This is a genomic window from Winogradskyella pacifica (assembly GCF_013403915.1).
Classification (GTDB): Bacteria; Bacteroidota; Bacteroidia; order Flavobacteriales; family Flavobacteriaceae; genus Winogradskyella; species Winogradskyella pacifica.
This window is the reverse complement of sequence record NZ_JABFDI010000015.1, coordinates 1-15,567: the sequence shown is the minus strand read 5'-3', so window position 1 is coordinate 15,567 and position 15,567 is coordinate 1. Positions and strand designations below refer to the sequence as shown.

The following is a 15,567-nucleotide window of genomic DNA, read 5'->3' as shown; positions in this document are numbered from 1 at the left end:
AACTTTCGAGTTGCCCATACATAACAAAAAATAACATGGCAAGAAGACAAGATAAAAATACAGTGCAGAAATTTAACAAAATTTCTATTGGTTTAGCGTCACCTGAGTCTGTTTTAGGAGCGTCTCGTGGTGAGGTATTAAAGCCAGAAACTATTAATTATCGAACACACAAACCAGAAAGAGATGGTTTGTTCTGTGAGCGTATTTTTGGTCCTGTGAAGGATTTTGAATGTGCTTGTGGTAAATATAAAAGAATTCGTTACAAAGGAATTGTTTGTGACCGTTGTGGTGTAGAAGTAACAGAAAAGAAAGTACGTAGAGATAGAGTAGGGCACATTAATTTAGTGGTACCTGTTGCACATATCTGGTATTTCCGTTCGTTACCAAATAAAATAGGATACCTTCTTGGATTACCATCTAAGAAATTAGATATGATTATCTATTATGAGCGTTACGTGGTTATTCAACCAGGTGTTGCCATGAATGCAGAAGGTGAGCCAGTTCAAAAAATGGATTTCTTAACTGAAGAAGAATATCTAAATATTTTAGAATCTCTTGAAAAAGAAAACCAATACTTAGACGATACAGATCCTAACAAATTCATCGCTAAGATGGGGGCTGAGTGTCTTATCGATTTATTAGCACGTATTGATTTAGATCAGTTATCTTACGATTTAAGACATAAAGCTAATAATGAAACATCTAAGCAACGTAAAACTGAAGCTTTAAAACGTTTACAAGTAGTTGAAGCGTTTAGAGATTCAAACTTAAACAGAGAAAACAGACCAGAGTGGATGATCATGAAGGCTGTACCTGTAATTCCACCAGAATTAAGACCTTTAGTGCCTTTAGATGGTGGTCGTTTTGCGACTTCAGATTTAAATGATTTATACCGTCGTGTAATTATCCGTAACAACCGTCTTAAGAGATTAGTTGAGATAAAAGCACCAGAGGTTATTTTGCGTAATGAAAAACGTATGTTACAAGAATCTGTAGATTCATTGTTTGATAACACACGTAAATCATCTGCAGTAAAAACAGATTCTAACAGACCATTAAAATCATTATCAGATTCACTTAAAGGTAAGCAAGGACGTTTCCGTCAAAACTTACTAGGTAAGCGTGTTGATTATTCTGCACGTTCTGTAATTGTTGTTGGACCAGAATTGAGATTATTCGAATGTGGTTTACCAAAAGATATGGCTGCTGAGCTTTACAAGCCTTTTGTTATTAGAAAACTAATTGAAAGAGGAATTGTAAAAACTGTAAAATCTGCAAAGAAAATTATAGATAGAAAAGAACCTGTAGTTTGGGATATTTTAGAGAATGTTTTAAAAGGACATCCAGTACTTTTAAACCGTGCTCCTACGTTACACAGACTTGGTATACAAGCATTCCAACCTAAACTTATCGAGGGTAAAGCTATTCAGTTACACCCATTAGTATGTACTGCTTTTAACGCCGATTTCGATGGAGATCAGATGGCTGTGCATTTACCATTAGGACCAGAAGCTATTTTAGAATGTCAACTTTTAATGTTGGCTTCACATAATATATTGAACCCTGCAAATGGTTCTCCAGTAACTGTACCTTCTCAGGATATGGTACTTGGTTTATATTATATGACTAAGTTGCGTGTAACTGATGAAACCTATACTGTAAAAGGTGAAGGTTTAACATTCTACTCTCCAGATGAAGTAAATATTGCTTACAATGAGAGAAAAGTTGATTTAAATGCTGGAATTAAAGTAAGGACAAAAGACTTTAATGAAGAAGGTGAGTTAACAACTCAAATTATAGAAACTACTGTAGGTCGTGTACTTTTTAACGAACATGTACCTGAAGCTGCTGGTTATATAAATGAAGTATTAACAAAAAAATCATTAAGAGAAATTATTCACGGTATTCTTAAGAAGACAAGTGTACCTGAAACGGCTGATTTCTTAGATGCAATTAAAACTCAAGGTTATAAGTTTGCATTCCAAGGTGGATTATCATTTAGTTTAGGTGATATTATTATTCCAAAGGAGAAGCAAGGTATGATTGATGCTGCTAACAAGCAGGTTGATGGTATTATGGGTAACTATAACATGGGACTTATTACTAACAACGAACGTTATAACCAAGTTATTGATATTTGGACGTCTACAAATGCTGAATTGACTGAATTGTCAATGAAACGTATTAGAGAAGATCAACAAGGATTTAACTCGGTATTTATGATGCTTGATTCTGGTGCAAGGGGTTCTAAAGAACAAATTCGTCAGTTAACAGGTATGCGTGGATTAATGGCTAAGCCTAAAAAATCTACAGCAGCTGGTGGAGAAATTATTGAAAATCCAATTCTTTCTAACTTTAAGGAAGGACTTTCAATTTTAGAATACTTTATTTCTACTCACGGTGCACGTAAAGGTCTTGCCGATACGGCTCTTAAAACGGCCGATGCGGGTTACTTAACACGTCGTTTGGTAGATGTTTCTCAAGATGTCATTGTTTACGAAGAAGATTGTGGCACATTAAGAGGTATTGAAGTTTCAGCACTTAAGAAGAACGAAGAAATCGTTGAAAGCTTAGAAAATAGAATCGTTGGTAGAACTTCTCTTAACGATGTATATAATCCATTAACTGAAGAGTTATTAGTGGAAGCAGGTGGTCATATTAATGATGCTATTGCTAAGAAAATTGGAAATTCTCCAATTGATGCTATAGAAGTGCGTTCTGCATTAACTTGTGAAGCTAAGAAAGGAATCTGTGTTAAATGTTACGGACGTAACCTTGCTACTGGTAAACTAGTACAAAGAGGAGAAGCTGTTGGTGTTGTAGCTGCTCAATCTATTGGGGAACCAGGAACACAGTTAACATTACGTACATTCCACGTAGGTGGTATTGCAGGTAACATTTCTGAAGAGAATAAATTAACTGTAAAGTTTGATGGTATTGCTGAGATTGAAGATTTAAAAACAGTTAAATCAAAAGATAAAGAAGGTAAAGAGGTTGATGTTGTTATCTCAAGAACTTCAGAATTGAAATTAGTAGATGCTAAGACGGGAATCGTCCTTAGTACAAATAATATCCCTTATGGTTCTTTCATTTATGTGAACAGTGGAAGCAAACTTAAGAGAGGTGATGTAATTTGTGAATGGGATCCATATAATGGTGTTATTATTTCAGAATTTGCTGGTAAAGTGAAGTATGAAAACATCGAACAAGGGGTTACATATCAAGTTGAAATTGATGAACAAACAGGTTTCCAAGAGAAAGTTATTTCTGAATCTAGAAACAAGAAGTTGATTCCAACGTTATTGATTGAAGATTCTAAAGGTGAAACTATTCGTTCTTACAACTTACCAGTTGGCGCTCACATTATGATTGATGACGGTGAGAAAATTGATATCGGTAAGATTTTAGTTAAGATTCCTCGTAAATCATCTAAAGCTGGTGATATTACAGGTGGTCTTCCTCGTGTAACAGAATTGTTTGAAGCACGTAACCCTTCTAATCCTGCTGTAGTAAGTGCGATTGATGGTGTTGTTTCATTCGGTAAAATTAAACGTGGTAACCGTGAAATCATAATCGAGTCGAAATTAGGTGAGGTTAAGAAATACTTAGTGAAGTTGTCTAGTCAAATTCTTGTACAAGAAAATGATTATGTAAAAGCTGGTATGCCTTTATCTGATGGTTCAATTACACCAAATGATATTCTTAACATTAAAGGCCCATCTGCGGTTCAACAATACTTAGTAAATGAAGTACAAGAAGTATATCGTTTACAAGGTGTGAAGATTAATGATAAGCACTTCGAAGTTGTAGTAAGACAAATGATGCGTAAAGTTAGAATCATTGATTCTGGTGATACTATTTTCTTAGAGAACCAATTAGTTCATAAATCAGATTTCATTGAAGAAAATGATAAAATTTTCGGAATGAAAGTGGTTGAGGATGCTGGTGATTCAGAGAACTTGAAATCAGGTCAGATTGTAACCGTAAGAGATTTAAGAGATGAAAACTCTAGCTTACGTAGAGAAGATAAAAATCTTGTAACAGCGAGAGATGTTAGTCCTGCAACTGCAACTCCAATCTTACAAGGTATTACAAGAGCTTCACTACAAACTAAGTCGTTTATATCTGCAGCATCGTTCCAAGAAACTACTAAGGTTCTTAACGAAGCCGCTGTAAATGGTAAAGTTGATTCGCTTGAAGGACTTAAAGAAAATGTAATTGTTGGTCATAGAATTCCAGCAGGTACAGGTGTTAGAGATTACGAAAACATCATTGTAGGTTCTAGAGAAGAGTTTAATGAAATGATGAAGGCTAAAGAAGAAATGAACTTCAACTAGTAGTTGTCATTCCTATGAGATCTAAGATTAAGAATTCATTAATTTCGAATAACTAATTAATGATTGAAATAGGAATCTAAATAACAAAAAGCCTTCAAGCATTTATTTGCATGAAGGCTTTTTAATTTAAATAAATATAAACAAGGTTTTCAATTACTTGGAAGCAAAAAATAATTTTATAATGGCAGACGAAAAAAACAATCCTAATAACAAAAAAGGACAGATTAATATAGAGCTAGACGAGAAAATAGCGGAAGGGACGTATTCTAACTTGGCAATAATTAATCACTCAGTATCAGAATTTGTGGTAGATTTTGTAAGCATTATGCCTGGTACTCCAAAGAGTAAAGTAAAGTCTCGGATTATCTTAACGCCACAGCACGCGAAACGTTTATTAAAAGCCTTAGGTGAAAATGTAACACGTTTTGAAAAAGCACATGGTGAAATTAAGGATTACGAGCAACCACCAATTCCCCTAAACTTTGGGCCAACTGGTCAAGCTTAATGTTTCATTATGTTAGTTGCTTTATGAGGCAACTCATAACCGCTTATCAGAGGACTTCTAATACATTTATATTTGAGTAAAAGATTAGATTTAATAGAAACTGATATATGTCTTAAGTCATATATAGACATAAAAAAACCTTTGAATTACGCATTCAAAGGTTTATTGTTGTTTGATTAATTCTTAAAATTTAGGCTACTTCCTTTTGATTTAAGTGATATTTTAAAGCTCCAGAAGGGCATTTATTGATCTGATTAATAATGACATCTGTTTGTGCCCCTTCTAAATCAATCCAAGGAATTACAGAACTTCTAAATACATTAGATAATTGTTTTGCACATAATTCAGCATTTGTACAACAGCGAGGTGCATAGGTTACAGTAATCTCATTGTTACTGAAAACGTTTTCGTTAGTATCCATATTAAGTAGATTAGTTTGGGGTTAATCTCAATTTTAAGCGATAAATAGTTAGTAAACCTAATTGAAACAATAGCTAAAAGCAAAAATCTTCGATAAAATACGTGTTATTTTAACATTTTAAAAAGACCTTACCATTGGTTTTATTCAAATTCAGAGGTCATGTGGAATGTTATACTTGGGTATTTTTGTTGCGTCATTTGTAAAGAAAACGTAGAGTCAGCTAAAAATACTAATTGATTTTGCTTGTCTCTAGCTAAGAAACGCTGTTTTACACGCAAGAACTCTTTAAATTCAGCACTTTTTTTATCCTTAGTTTCAACCCAACATGCTTTATGAACATTCAAGTTTTCATAGGTACATTTGGCGCCATATTCATGTTCTAGTCGGTATTGGATAACTTCATATTGTAAGGCTCCAACAGTACCAATTACTTTTCTACCATTTAAATCTAAAGTAAATAATTGTGCAACTCCTTCATCCATCAACTGATCTATACCTTTATAGAGTTGTTTGGCTTTCATCGGATCTGCGTTATTGATGTATCTAAAATGTTCTGGAGAGAAGCTTGGTACACCTTTATAGTTTAATAGTTCTCCTTCAGTTAATGTATCTCCTATTTTAAAACTTCCGGTATCTTGTAAGCCCACAATGTCACCAGGATAAGAAATATCAACAATCTCTTTCTTTTCCGCGAAAAAGGCATTCGGACTAGAAAACTTCATTTTCTTATTAAGTCGTACATGCAGATAAGGTGTATTACGTTTAAACTCACCTGAAACAATTTTAATAAATGCTAATCGGTTTCTGTGATTAGGATCCATGTTGGCATGAATCTTAAAAACAAATCCACTAAACCGATCTTCATCAGGTTTAACTAAGCGTTCTTCACTATTTTTTGATCTCGGTTTTGGTGCAATGTCAACAAAACAATCTAATAATTCTCTAACTCCAAAATTATTTAAGGCAGAACCAAAGAAAACAGGCTGTTGCTTACCACTTAAATAGTCTTCTTTATTAAAGTGAGGATAAATTCCGTCCACTAACTCTATTTCTTCTCTTAAGGTATTGGCTGCTTTTTCACCTACAAGTTTATCCAATTCTGGTGATGATAAATCTGAAATTTCAATAGTTTCTTCAATATCTTTTCGATTATCTCCAGAAAATAGATTGATATTTTTTTCCCAGATGTTGTAAATCCCTTTAAAGTCGTAACCCATTCCGATAGGAAAACTTAGCGGCACAACTTTTAATCCAAGTTTTTGTTCAATTTCATCTAATAAATCAAAGGCATCTTTACCTTCTCTATCCATTTTATTAATGAAAACAATCATTGGGATGTTACGCATTCTACAAACTTCAACCAATTTTTCGGTCTGCTCTTCAACACCTTTGGCGACATCAATAACAACAATAACACTATCTACAGCGGTTAAAGTTCTAAAGGTATCCTCAGCAAAATCTTTGTGACCAGGCGTATCTAGAATATTAATTTTTATACCATTATATTCAAAGGCTAAAACAGAAGTGGCTACCGAGATTCCACGCTGACGCTCAATTTCCATAAAGTCACTTGTAGCTCCTTTCTTTATTTTATTACTTTTTACAGCACCAGCCTCTTGTATGGCTCCACCAAATAACAAAAGTTTTTCTGTTAAGGTCGTTTTACCAGCATCTGGATGTGAAATGATTCCAAAGGTTCGTCGTCTGTTTATTTCTTTTAGAAAGCTCATAGTAAATTTTAAAATGACTGCGAAGATACTATTATTAAAGACAATTAAAATTAATCTTAGATTCGCTTTTTACAAATTTCACTTTTAATTTTTTATGAATTCCTTCACTTTTATATCATTTTAAGGTGTTAATTTAGCGCTATGATAGAAGAACAAGTCATCTTAGTAGATGAAAATGATAATAAAATTGGTTTAATGCCAAAGATGGAAGCGCATGAGAAGGCGCTTTTACATCGTGCATTTTCCGTATTTATATTTAATGATAAGAACGAACTTATGCTTCAGCAACGTGCCATGCATAAATATCATACTCCAGGTTTATGGACTAATACGTGTTGCAGTCATCAACGTGATGGGGAAACTAATTTACAAGCAGGAAAACGCCGTTTACAAGAAGAAATGGGTTTTGTAGCAGGCTTAGAAGAAAAGACCGCTTTCATTTATAAAGCACCATTTGATAACGGATTAACAGAGCATGAGTACGACCATATTATGGTTGGATATTATAATGATGACCCAAATATTAATCCGGATGAAGTAGCGAGTTGGAAATGGATGTCATTAGAAGCTGTAAAAGCTGATATTGCTGAAAATCCACAACTATACACGGCTTGGTTTAAAATAATTTTTGAAAAGTTTTATGAATTTATAAACGTTAATAAATAATGCGAGTTACAGTTCATAGAAAAGCACATTTTAATGCCGCACACAGACTTTATAGAAAAGAGTGGAGTTTTGAAAAGAATGATGCCGTTTTTGGTTTGTGTAATAACCCTAATTTTCATGGGCACAATTATGAGTTAATTGCGAGCGTTACAGGCGAAATTGACCCTGAAACAGGTTATGTAATTGATATCAAAATATTGAAAGATATTATTAAATCAGAGGTCGAAGATGCCTTTGACCATAAGAACTTAAATGTTGAAGTCCCTGAATTTAAAGACCTAAATCCTACAGCAGAAAATATTGCTGTGGTTATTTACAATAAAATTAAACCAAAACTTAACTCGAATTTTCATCTCGAAATTACATTGTACGAAACGCCTCGTAACTTTGTAACCTATTCAGGAAATTAATAAAGAAGCATGTTATATCCGTTAAAATTTCAACCGATTCTTAAAGATAAAATTTGGGGAGGAGAAAAGTTAAATCAATACTTTAATAAAGCTTCTGATTCTAAAAATCTAGGAGAGAGCTGGGAGATCAGTACAGTGCCAAATGATGTTTCTGTTGTTGCTAACGGTGAATTAAAAGGAAAATCACTTCAAGAGTTAGTAAATGATTATAAATCTAACTTTTTAGGATCTAAAAATTGGAAACGTTTTGGAAACGAATTTCCTTTATTAATAAAATTCATTGATGCTAAACAAGATTTAAGTATTCAGTTACATCCTAATGATGAATTAGCCAAAAAGAGACACAATTCATTTGGTAAAACCGAGATGTGGTACGTAATGCAAGCAGATAAAGACGCTAATCTTATTGTTGGATTCAAAGGAGAAGTCGATAAAGCAACCTATCTAAAGCATCTTGAAAATAACACCCTTACGGAAATTTTAAATTTCGATAACGTAAAAGAAGGAGATACTTATTTTATAGAAGCAGGAAGACTCCATGCCATTGGGGCAGGAGTATTATTAGCAGAAATACAGCAAACTAGTGATGTAACGTATCGTGTTTACGACTGGGATCGTGTTGATGACAATGGTAATGAGCGCGACTTACATAACAATATCGCCATTGATGCTTTTGATTTTGAAATGAAAAATGATTTCAGAATCGACTATCCAAAACAGAAAAATGCATCTAATGAAATGGTTAGCTGCCCTTTCTTTACTACAAATTTTATAGATATAACCTCCGAGATAAAAATCGAAAACACTCACGATTCCTTTTTAATATATATGTGTGTCGATGGGGATGTTGAGGTTTCCACTAAAGATTCTAAAGAACATATTTCAAAAGGAGAAACTATTTTGATACCTGCTGAAATTAAAAACTTTGCATTAAAATCGGTTTTTGGTAAACTTCTAGAAGTGTACGTTTAAAACTTACGATAAAAAATAATAATGAGAATCAAATAACTAAAAGGATTTAGTACTTTTGCGGTTATTATAAAAAATAATTATCATGTCGAATAAAAGAGATTTAAAAAAAGATATCAACTACGTATTAGGAGATATTATTGAAGCAGTTTACGTTTGGGAATTAGCGAATGCTGAAAAGCCAACTAAAGAAAGCGAAGCTGTTATAGATGAAGCTATCGTAACATTTGATGAGTTAATTGCTCGTGTTAATGATAGAGGTGCAGAAAATAAAAAAGCTCATTTTAAAGCGATTAGCGCAGACCTTGAAACTAAAGGAAGAGCTCTTATCGAAAAAATCAATAAATTAAAGTAAATTGATTTGCAAATTTGAAAATCTATTTTAAATTTGCGCTCGCTTACCGAAATAAGGTAAGCAATTTTTGCCGATGTAGCTCAGCTGGCTAGAGCAGCTGATTTGTAATCAGCAGGTCGTGGGTTCGAGTCCCTCCATCGGCTCTTCATTAAAACTTCAATTACTGTAAAGTAGTTGGAGTTTTTTTTTGTTTAATGATGCATCGCATAAGAGAAGACTAGGCAGAACCAGGTATAGGTACTTCTGTCCTTGCATAAGTTTTATAAAATAAAAAAATCCAATCATTGATATGATTGGATTTTTTAAATACAGTATAAATACTACAACGAAGTTTTTTATTGCGTACTAATTATTAGAATTTCTATTCGCTATAACTTCACTTAACTTTTTACCGTATAGCGAATTTTTAATTTCAGGATTAAGACTATTATAAATTGAATCTATGTACACCGGATTTGCATTTCGAGTCTCATATAAGGCCAAATACGGTGCTATTTCACTATCTTTATTATTCATGGCGAATTGAATAGTGTATGCATACTTACGCTTTATTAGATGATCTGCTAATCTATTCAATGAATCAACGGCAATACTGTCGTTTTTTTCTCTAGCCTTAAAACTTTCCTCAATAATATCGAGATTTTTGTCATTGTAACGCGATAAAACGCTGAGGTATTCTTTTAAAAGTTCTTGCTGTTTAGAACCTTTGATTTCAGAATCATAATTAAAACCCTTTAATGACGTTGTAATTTCAGTAACACCTTTATCTGCAAAAAACGGAATATAATGTTCTGCTCCATCATTTTTAAACAGTTTTAAATAGAGTAGAATAGGCTCGTCTATATGCGTGTGTAACGTAAATTCGGACTGACCAGAAATAACCATAGAATCTAAATCTACAATACTAGAATCTCCATCTTTTTGAAGATAAACAACTCCTTTCTTTAAACCTTTAACACTACCTTTTAAAGTAAAGTTAGCGTCGTTGTTTTTGCCACAAGAAACAGCTAATGCTATTAAAATAATGAGACTTAATACTTTGTTTAATTTTGTCATGTTTTGCTAAATAATTAGGTGCGCAAATATCTTATAATAGTTTTAATATTACTAACTAACAGCTGCTAATTCCATTAAAATTGTACAACCAATTGCTGCAATAGTTCCAACGGCATATCCAAATACGGCTAGTAAAACTCCAACAGTAGCTAAAGAAGGGTGAAAAGCAGAAGCGACAATAGGAGCAGAGGCTGCACCACCAACGTTAGCCTGACTTCCAACCGCTAGAAAGAAATAGGGAGCTTTGATAAGTTTAGCAACAACAACTAAAAGTATAGCGTGAATGGTCATCCAAACAACACCGATTGCAATAAGTCCAAGGTTATCAAAAATCATTGTTAGATCCATTTTCATCCCGATACTAGCTACAAGAATGTAGATAAATACACTACCGAATTTACTGGCACCAGCACCTTCATAATTTTTAGCTTTTGTATTAGATAATACAATGGCGATTATAGTAGCTACACTAATCATCCAAAAGAATTTTGAACCTAAAAAGGTAAATATATTACGCGTAGTTGGCGATTCTATGTCAGCAACAATACCCTCAAAAAGAGGAGCTAGAAAATTGGCACTTAAGTGCGCAATACTTACAGTACCAAATGCAATAGCACAGATAACCATTATATCCGTAAGTGATGGATTTCGTTTTACTTTTTCAGAAAATGTTGACATTTTTTCTTTTAATTCCTCAATTGAAGACGTGTCTGCTTTTAGCCATTTATTTATACGATTCCTTTTTCCGATACCAATTAATATAATAGCCATCCAAATATTAGCGACAACAATATCTACAAATACCATTCCTCCGTATTTCGCTTGGTTGTAGCCATAAATTTCTAACATTGCCGTTTGGTTGGCTCCACCACCAATCCAGCTTCCTGCTAAAGTAGAAAGGCCTCTCCAAACAGCATCTGGTCCAACACCACCAACAGTTTCTGGTGATACACTTGCAATTAATATAATGGCGATAGGTCCACCAATTACAATACCTATTGTTCCTGTGAAAAACATAACTAAAGCTTTCCAACCTAAATTAAAAACGGCTTTTAAATCAATACTCAAAGTCATTAATACTAAGGCTGCAGGCAGTAAGTAGCGGCTAGCTACGTAATATAGGCTAGAACTATGCTCGGTAATAACACCTGTTTCTGATACCGTTGTCCATTCTGGAGAAATTAAACCTGTAGTTGTTAAAACAGCAGGAACCATGTAAGCCATAAATAACCCAGGTACTATTTTGTAAAACTTAGCCCAAAAACCTGTTTTTATGGACTCGGTTATAAACACAAATCCTAAGGCTAACATTAAGAGCCCAAATACAATAGTATCATCAGTAAAAATCGGAGTATTATCCATGGTTTAGTTTATTTAGAACTTGCAAAATACAAAAATTTAAAACTAAAAAAGTGACCGTTTCCGATCACTTTTTTTCTGTTGAATTATCTTTTGGCTTGGGTTGCCGGTTATGTTCTTTTAGATACTGCATTAGCATCCATTCTATCTGGCCATTAGTACTACGAAATTCGTCTGAAGCCCATTTTTCAATGGCTTTCAGCATATCTTCATTCATTCGTAGTGCAAAGGCTTTCTTTTTAGACATAGTAATGTTACTGTTTAAATTTTAATTTATAGGTCGCAATAGTGTTTTTAGCATTTTCTTCGTGTTGTGTACCAATTAACAGGTTTTTACCAGTTTTTAGTGTGATTTGAATTCCGACGTCGCCAGAAACATTTAAGGCTTTTCCTTTAGATGATGTATTCCAAATGGCTGTACCTCTTATGCCCCAACCACCATATTCACTTAAAGGACTGTAGGTTCTTACATAAGCGTTATCTATAGCATTCCACTTAATGGTTTTATAACTCCAATGGAACGGAAAGAATTGATAATGAATGCCTTCTTCATCTATTCTGGTACTTAGCTTAAACAAAAATAGTATTGAAGAAGCTAAAATAATGGCGCCAATGATAGATAATAATTCTGAAGTAGAAAAGCTGTTAGGATCTTCTATGTATGTTTTTATAATAATGCCAATAGGAACTAATAAACTCATTAGTATCAGTATAATTAACCATGGTTGATTAAAACGTTGTTCTTCTTTAAAGATTTTCATTATCTGTTTTTATCTCGTTCAAAAACTACTGAAGACCAATTCACACCAATATCCTTAACGACCCAACCTTCACGAGCATGTTGATTAAGAAGATCTTCAAAATTTTGAATACGATTTCTAAAGCCTAATTTAGGAGTTACTACTTTATATTCTTTCATAATGTATCATTTTTACCGTCTGTCTTAAAAATCGCGAAGGCAAATATAATACCTATTAGTGTTCCGATAATTGAACCAAATATTAAACACGTTGCGATATTGTCAGTTATGGCACCAATTGTGGTGCCTATGCTACTTCCTATAGCTGACCCTATGCCAATACTAGAAATCTGTTTTTGATTCATTTTAATGATTTAAAGTTCCTGTATTTAATACTGGTGATGCATCTTTGTCTCCACAAAGCACCACCATAAGATTACTCACCATAGCTGCTTTTCGTTCTTCATCTAAATCCACAACATTTTTTTTGCTAAGTTGCTCTATGGCCATTTCTACCATACTAACCGCACCTTCAACAATTTTATGTCTGGCCGCAACAATCGCTGTGGCTTGTTGACGCTTAAGCATGGCATTGGCAATTTCTTGTGCGTAGGCCAAGTAACCAATTCGTGCTTCTAAAACTTCGATGCCTGCAATGGATAAACGCTCGTCTATCTCTTTTTCTAAGGCGTTGCTCACTTCATTAACACTAGAGCGTAAGGTAATATCTTCGTCTACACCTTCATCTGCAAAATTATCATAAGGATACATGCTTGCTAGTTTACGAACGGCGGCATCGGTTTGTACACGAACAAAATTTTCATAATTATCAACATCAAAAGCGGCTTTATACGTGTTGTGAACGCGCCAGACTAAGATGGTGCTAATCATAATAGGGTTACCTAATTTATCATTCACTTTTAAACGTTCGCTATCAAAATTGCTAGCCCTAAGTGAAATTTTCTTTTTTGTATAAAAAGGGTTTACCCAATAGAAACCATTCTTTTTTACGGTACCAACGTATTTTCCAAATAAAAGTAAAACTCTAGAACCGTTGGGTTGTACCATTAAAAACCCGAAGGCTAATACTAATGCGAACACGATACCAAATACAGACCAGCCTGTTTCTGTAATTGGTATTAATGCTATGCTTCCAAAAAAGAGTAGTATAAATAAAAATAGCATTAGGTAGCCATTGGCTGGGACGATGATTTTTTCTTCTTTCATAAGTTTAGAATTTAGTTGGTTAATCATTTTGATAAGTTAAAGTGATATTAAAATGATATCATAAAGATAGACTATAATTTATAAGTATGCAAATATTTTATTTTGTTACAGTTTTAAAAAAAGAAATAGAAAATAAAGTTTGGCACAAGGTTTGCTTACTATTAATTGTAATGATTATTACAGCTGTTATCAATTGATAACAGAACTACAAAGTTGTAACATTACATTGGTTGGTTAGTTAGAAAAAGCATCTCGTGGTTGGGATGCTTTTCATTTTATTAGGTTAGTTAAGTTAAAAAAGCATCTCATTTCTGATATTTATCAGTAGAGATGCTTTTTGTGATTTAGGATATGTGAAAGCTGTTAAGACTTCATAAATGCAGTAATACGATTTAAAAGTTGCGGAGAGATAGCTCTAAAAGATTCGTTGTACGACTTTGAATTTTCTAAATCATCACCTGCGATTTCAAACAGTACATGGTTCATGTTTTCTATAATCAATAGTTCGGCGTCACTATTCGCTTCTTTTAGGACTTCAGCTTCACTAACAGAAACTTGAAGGTCTTTTGTGCCATTAACAATAAGGATGGGCATTTTTAATTCCTTAATAATGTCAGTAGGATTGTAAGACATCCAATTCATCATAAACTCTTGTATGTCCGGACCAAATAGAGATCCTAATGCATCAGGATAATCCGTTGTTGTTTTTCCTGTTTTTAATAAAGCGACAACGCGTTGTGTTTCTTCGCCCAATTTTGGAGCCATTTTAGTCACTTGTTCTATTAGTACATCTCCTATATTATTACCAGCACCTGCCAATGAGATAAAACCATCAGCTTTTTCTTTGGCAGACAACATGCCAACCAAACTTCCTTGGCTATGTCCAACAATATAGATTTTATTATAAGTGCCTTTTTCTTTAAAATAATTTAATACATCTGAAGCATCATTCACAAAATCATCGAACATAATGTCCTTAGCGACTTTGTTTTGAAGAATTTGTTTAACGATGCGCTTATCGTATCTAAATGTTGCAATACCATTTTCTGTAAGGCCTTCTGCTAATTTTTTTAAGGAGTTATTTTGAAGGAAGTTTTGGTTACCATTTCTATTAGTAGGACCAGAACCAGCTATGATAATTGCCAAATTTGGCTTGTCTATGGTTTTAGGAGTAAGTAATGTGCCATCTATCCATTTTGAGATTGATACTTCTTCTTCATTATACGTTTTGTCTTGACTAAATCCAATAATGCTAATTGAACATAGAAAGAGAATTAAATAGTGTTTCATTTTTAAGTTTTTTAAGAGGTATAAAGTTAATTCATATTGAATTGAATTCTACATTTGTTTCAAATTTTATAGTGTCAATTTATTCTAGTCGGATGAATTTTAAAACGTATTTCATCGTTGAAACGCATCGTTTCGTCTTGAAATGTTAAAATTATATGTATTTAAGCGATTAAATGTGTTTTTAAGCGTTGTAATTGAAAATGAATTATATATTTGACTCGTACTAAAATTTAGTTTTTAGTTCAATGGATTAATTAATTAATATTTGCCTTGTGTTTTGTTGACTTAGAAACCCTAAATCTACTAGCATAAAAAAAAGCAAATAAACGAAAACCGAGATTGAGGGATCTCGGTTTTTTGTTTTTTATAACTTCAAGTTCGTCAGTGTCCAACTTCAATTTTAGATAATTTTAAGGGATCAAGACTAAAAGTTGTGTTTAAGCAAAAATGGTTGTTAATCTAAAAAGGAAAAATTCTATATTTTTAACACCTCTAAACTGTGC

General features: G+C 33.3%; 16 protein-coding genes and 1 tRNA gene. 7 read left to right on the top strand and 10 right to left on the bottom strand.

What is annotated here, in order from left to right; all coding sequences use genetic code 11:
* Positions 1–35: 35 nt before the first annotated feature.
* Positions 36–4,337, top strand: coding sequence for a DNA-directed RNA polymerase subunit beta' (gene rpoC, locus HM984_RS13115; protein ID WP_115809893.1), 4,302 nt, complete (start codon positions 36–38; stop codon positions 4,335–4,337).
* Between the two features lie 181 nt (positions 4,338–4,518).
* Entirely contained in the window at positions 4,519–4,842 is a 324-nt protein-coding gene (locus HM984_RS13110; protein ID WP_020896672.1) for a DUF3467 domain-containing protein, read from the top strand.
* Positions 4,843–5,032: 190 nt separating this feature from the next.
* On the opposite strand, the gene HM984_RS13105 is transcribed toward HM984_RS13110, so the two are convergent.
* Together HM984_RS13105 and HM984_RS13100 are read right to left on the bottom strand one after the other, a co-directional pair.
* Positions 5,033–5,263: a (4Fe-4S)-binding protein gene (locus HM984_RS13105; RefSeq protein WP_115809895.1), complete on the bottom strand. Its 231-nt coding sequence runs from the start codon at positions 5,261–5,263 to the stop codon at positions 5,033–5,035.
* A 140-nt stretch (positions 5,264–5,403) separates the two neighbouring features.
* Positions 5,404–6,993 carry a peptide chain release factor 3 gene (locus HM984_RS13100; protein WP_179349478.1) on the bottom strand — a complete coding sequence of 530 codons (1,590 nt, stop codon included), beginning with the start codon at positions 6,991–6,993 and terminating at the stop codon, positions 5,404–5,406.
* 141 nt (positions 6,994–7,134) lie between these two features.
* On the opposite strand from HM984_RS13100, the gene idi reads away from it, so the two are divergent.
* The 5 genes from idi (at position 7,135) to HM984_RS13075 (ending at position 9,536) form a co-directional block, all read left to right on the top strand.
* Positions 7,135–7,659 carry an isopentenyl-diphosphate Delta-isomerase gene (gene idi, locus HM984_RS13095; RefSeq protein ID WP_179349477.1) on the top strand — a complete coding sequence of 175 codons (525 nt, stop codon included), beginning with the start codon at positions 7,135–7,137 and terminating at the stop codon, positions 7,657–7,659.
* The gene (locus tag HM984_RS13090; RefSeq protein WP_179349476.1) at positions 7,659–8,069 is read left to right on the top strand and encodes a 6-pyruvoyl trahydropterin synthase family protein; all 411 of its coding nucleotides are present in this window, start codon (positions 7,659–7,661) and stop codon (positions 8,067–8,069) included. Before idi ends, HM984_RS13090 begins: the two co-directional genes overlap by 1 nt.
* A 9-nt stretch (positions 8,070–8,078) precedes the next feature.
* Positions 8,079–9,041 carry a type I phosphomannose isomerase catalytic subunit gene (locus tag HM984_RS13085; protein ID WP_179349475.1) on the top strand — a complete coding sequence of 321 codons (963 nt, stop codon included), beginning with the start codon at positions 8,079–8,081 and terminating at the stop codon, positions 9,039–9,041.
* 82 nt (positions 9,042–9,123) lie between these two features.
* Positions 9,124–9,393 (top strand): hypothetical protein, encoded by a 270-nt coding sequence (locus HM984_RS13080; protein WP_020896681.1) that lies wholly within the window; start codon positions 9,124–9,126, stop codon positions 9,391–9,393.
* Positions 9,394–9,462: 69 nt separating this feature from the next.
* Positions 9,463–9,536: transfer RNA gene (locus tag HM984_RS13075), tRNA-Thr, on the top strand.
* Between the two features lie 202 nt (positions 9,537–9,738).
* Here HM984_RS13075 and HM984_RS13070 read toward each other — a convergent pair.
* The 8 genes from HM984_RS13070 to HM984_RS13035 form a co-directional block, all read right to left on the bottom strand.
* On the bottom strand, positions 9,739–10,449 hold the full coding sequence (locus HM984_RS13070; protein WP_179349474.1) for a DUF4369 domain-containing protein: 711 nt from the start codon (positions 10,447–10,449) through the stop codon (positions 9,739–9,741).
* Between the two features lie 51 nt (positions 10,450–10,500).
* Positions 10,501–11,811 carry a DUF819 family protein gene (locus tag HM984_RS13065; RefSeq protein WP_179349473.1) on the bottom strand — a complete coding sequence of 437 codons (1,311 nt, stop codon included), beginning with the start codon at positions 11,809–11,811 and terminating at the stop codon, positions 10,501–10,503.
* Between the two features lie 64 nt (positions 11,812–11,875).
* Positions 11,876–12,055: a type II toxin-antitoxin system antitoxin gene (locus tag HM984_RS13060; protein WP_092469092.1), complete on the bottom strand. Its 180-nt coding sequence runs from the start codon at positions 12,053–12,055 to the stop codon at positions 11,876–11,878.
* 7 nt (positions 12,056–12,062) lie between these two features.
* Positions 12,063–12,569 carry a hypothetical protein gene (locus HM984_RS13055; protein ID WP_179349472.1) on the bottom strand — a complete coding sequence of 169 codons (507 nt, stop codon included), beginning with the start codon at positions 12,567–12,569 and terminating at the stop codon, positions 12,063–12,065.
* The gene (locus HM984_RS13050) at positions 12,569–12,727 is read right to left on the bottom strand and encodes a DUF4177 domain-containing protein (RefSeq protein WP_115809917.1); all 159 of its coding nucleotides are present in this window, start codon (positions 12,725–12,727) and stop codon (positions 12,569–12,571) included. Before HM984_RS13050 ends, HM984_RS13055 begins: the two co-directional genes overlap by 1 nt.
* Positions 12,724–12,912 carry a glycine zipper domain-containing protein gene (locus HM984_RS13045; RefSeq protein WP_115809919.1) on the bottom strand — a complete coding sequence of 63 codons (189 nt, stop codon included), beginning with the start codon at positions 12,910–12,912 and terminating at the stop codon, positions 12,724–12,726. The genes HM984_RS13050 and HM984_RS13045 overlap by 4 nt, the downstream gene beginning before the upstream one ends.
* A 1-nt stretch (position 12,913) precedes the next feature.
* A complete protein-coding gene (locus tag HM984_RS13040) occupies positions 12,914–13,774 on the bottom strand; it encodes an SPFH domain-containing protein (RefSeq protein ID WP_115810353.1) in 861 nt (286 codons plus the stop codon).
* Positions 13,775–14,137: 363 nt separating this feature from the next.
* Positions 14,138–15,064, bottom strand: a complete 927-nt coding sequence (locus HM984_RS13035) for an alpha/beta hydrolase family protein (protein WP_179349471.1) — start codon at positions 15,062–15,064, stop codon at positions 14,138–14,140.
* Positions 15,065–15,567 lie beyond the last annotated feature (503 nt).

Coding starts and splice junctions, on each gene's coding strand:
- HM984_RS13060 (WP_092469092.1), bottom strand. CDS start 12,055: ATGTCTAAAAAGAAAGCCTTTGCACTACGAATGAATGAAGATATGCTG.
- HM984_RS13050 (WP_115809917.1), bottom strand. CDS start 12,727: ATGAAAGAATATAAAGTAGTAACTCCTAAATTAGGCTTTAGAAATCGT.
- HM984_RS13045 (WP_115809919.1), bottom strand. CDS start 12,912: ATGAATCAAAAACAGATTTCTAGTATTGGCATAGGGTCAGCTATAGGA.
- HM984_RS13080 (WP_020896681.1), top strand. CDS start 9,124: ATGTCGAATAAAAGAGATTTAAAAAAAGATATCAACTACGTATTAGGA.
- rpoC (WP_115809893.1), top strand. CDS start 36: ATGGCAAGAAGACAAGATAAAAATACAGTGCAGAAATTTAACAAAATT.
- HM984_RS13070 (WP_179349474.1), bottom strand. CDS start 10,449: ATGACAAAATTAAACAAAGTATTAAGTCTCATTATTTTAATAGCATTA.
- HM984_RS13090 (WP_179349476.1), top strand. CDS start 7,659: ATGCGAGTTACAGTTCATAGAAAAGCACATTTTAATGCCGCACACAGA.
- HM984_RS13065 (WP_179349473.1), bottom strand. CDS start 11,811: ATGGATAATACTCCGATTTTTACTGATGATACTATTGTATTTGGGCTC.
- HM984_RS13035 (WP_179349471.1), bottom strand. CDS start 15,064: ATGAAACACTATTTAATTCTCTTTCTATGTTCAATTAGCATTATTGGA.
- HM984_RS13085 (WP_179349475.1), top strand. CDS start 8,079: ATGTTATATCCGTTAAAATTTCAACCGATTCTTAAAGATAAAATTTGG.
- HM984_RS13110 (WP_020896672.1), top strand. CDS start 4,519: ATGGCAGACGAAAAAAACAATCCTAATAACAAAAAAGGACAGATTAAT.
- HM984_RS13055 (WP_179349472.1), bottom strand. CDS start 12,569: ATGAAAATCTTTAAAGAAGAACAACGTTTTAATCAACCATGGTTAATT.
- idi (WP_179349477.1), top strand. CDS start 7,135: ATGATAGAAGAACAAGTCATCTTAGTAGATGAAAATGATAATAAAATT.
- HM984_RS13105 (WP_115809895.1), bottom strand. CDS start 5,263: ATGGATACTAACGAAAACGTTTTCAGTAACAATGAGATTACTGTAACC.
- HM984_RS13040 (WP_115810353.1), bottom strand. CDS start 13,774: ATGAAAGAAGAAAAAATCATCGTCCCAGCCAATGGCTACCTAATGCTA.
- HM984_RS13100 (WP_179349478.1), bottom strand. CDS start 6,993: ATGAGCTTTCTAAAAGAAATAAACAGACGACGAACCTTTGGAATCATT.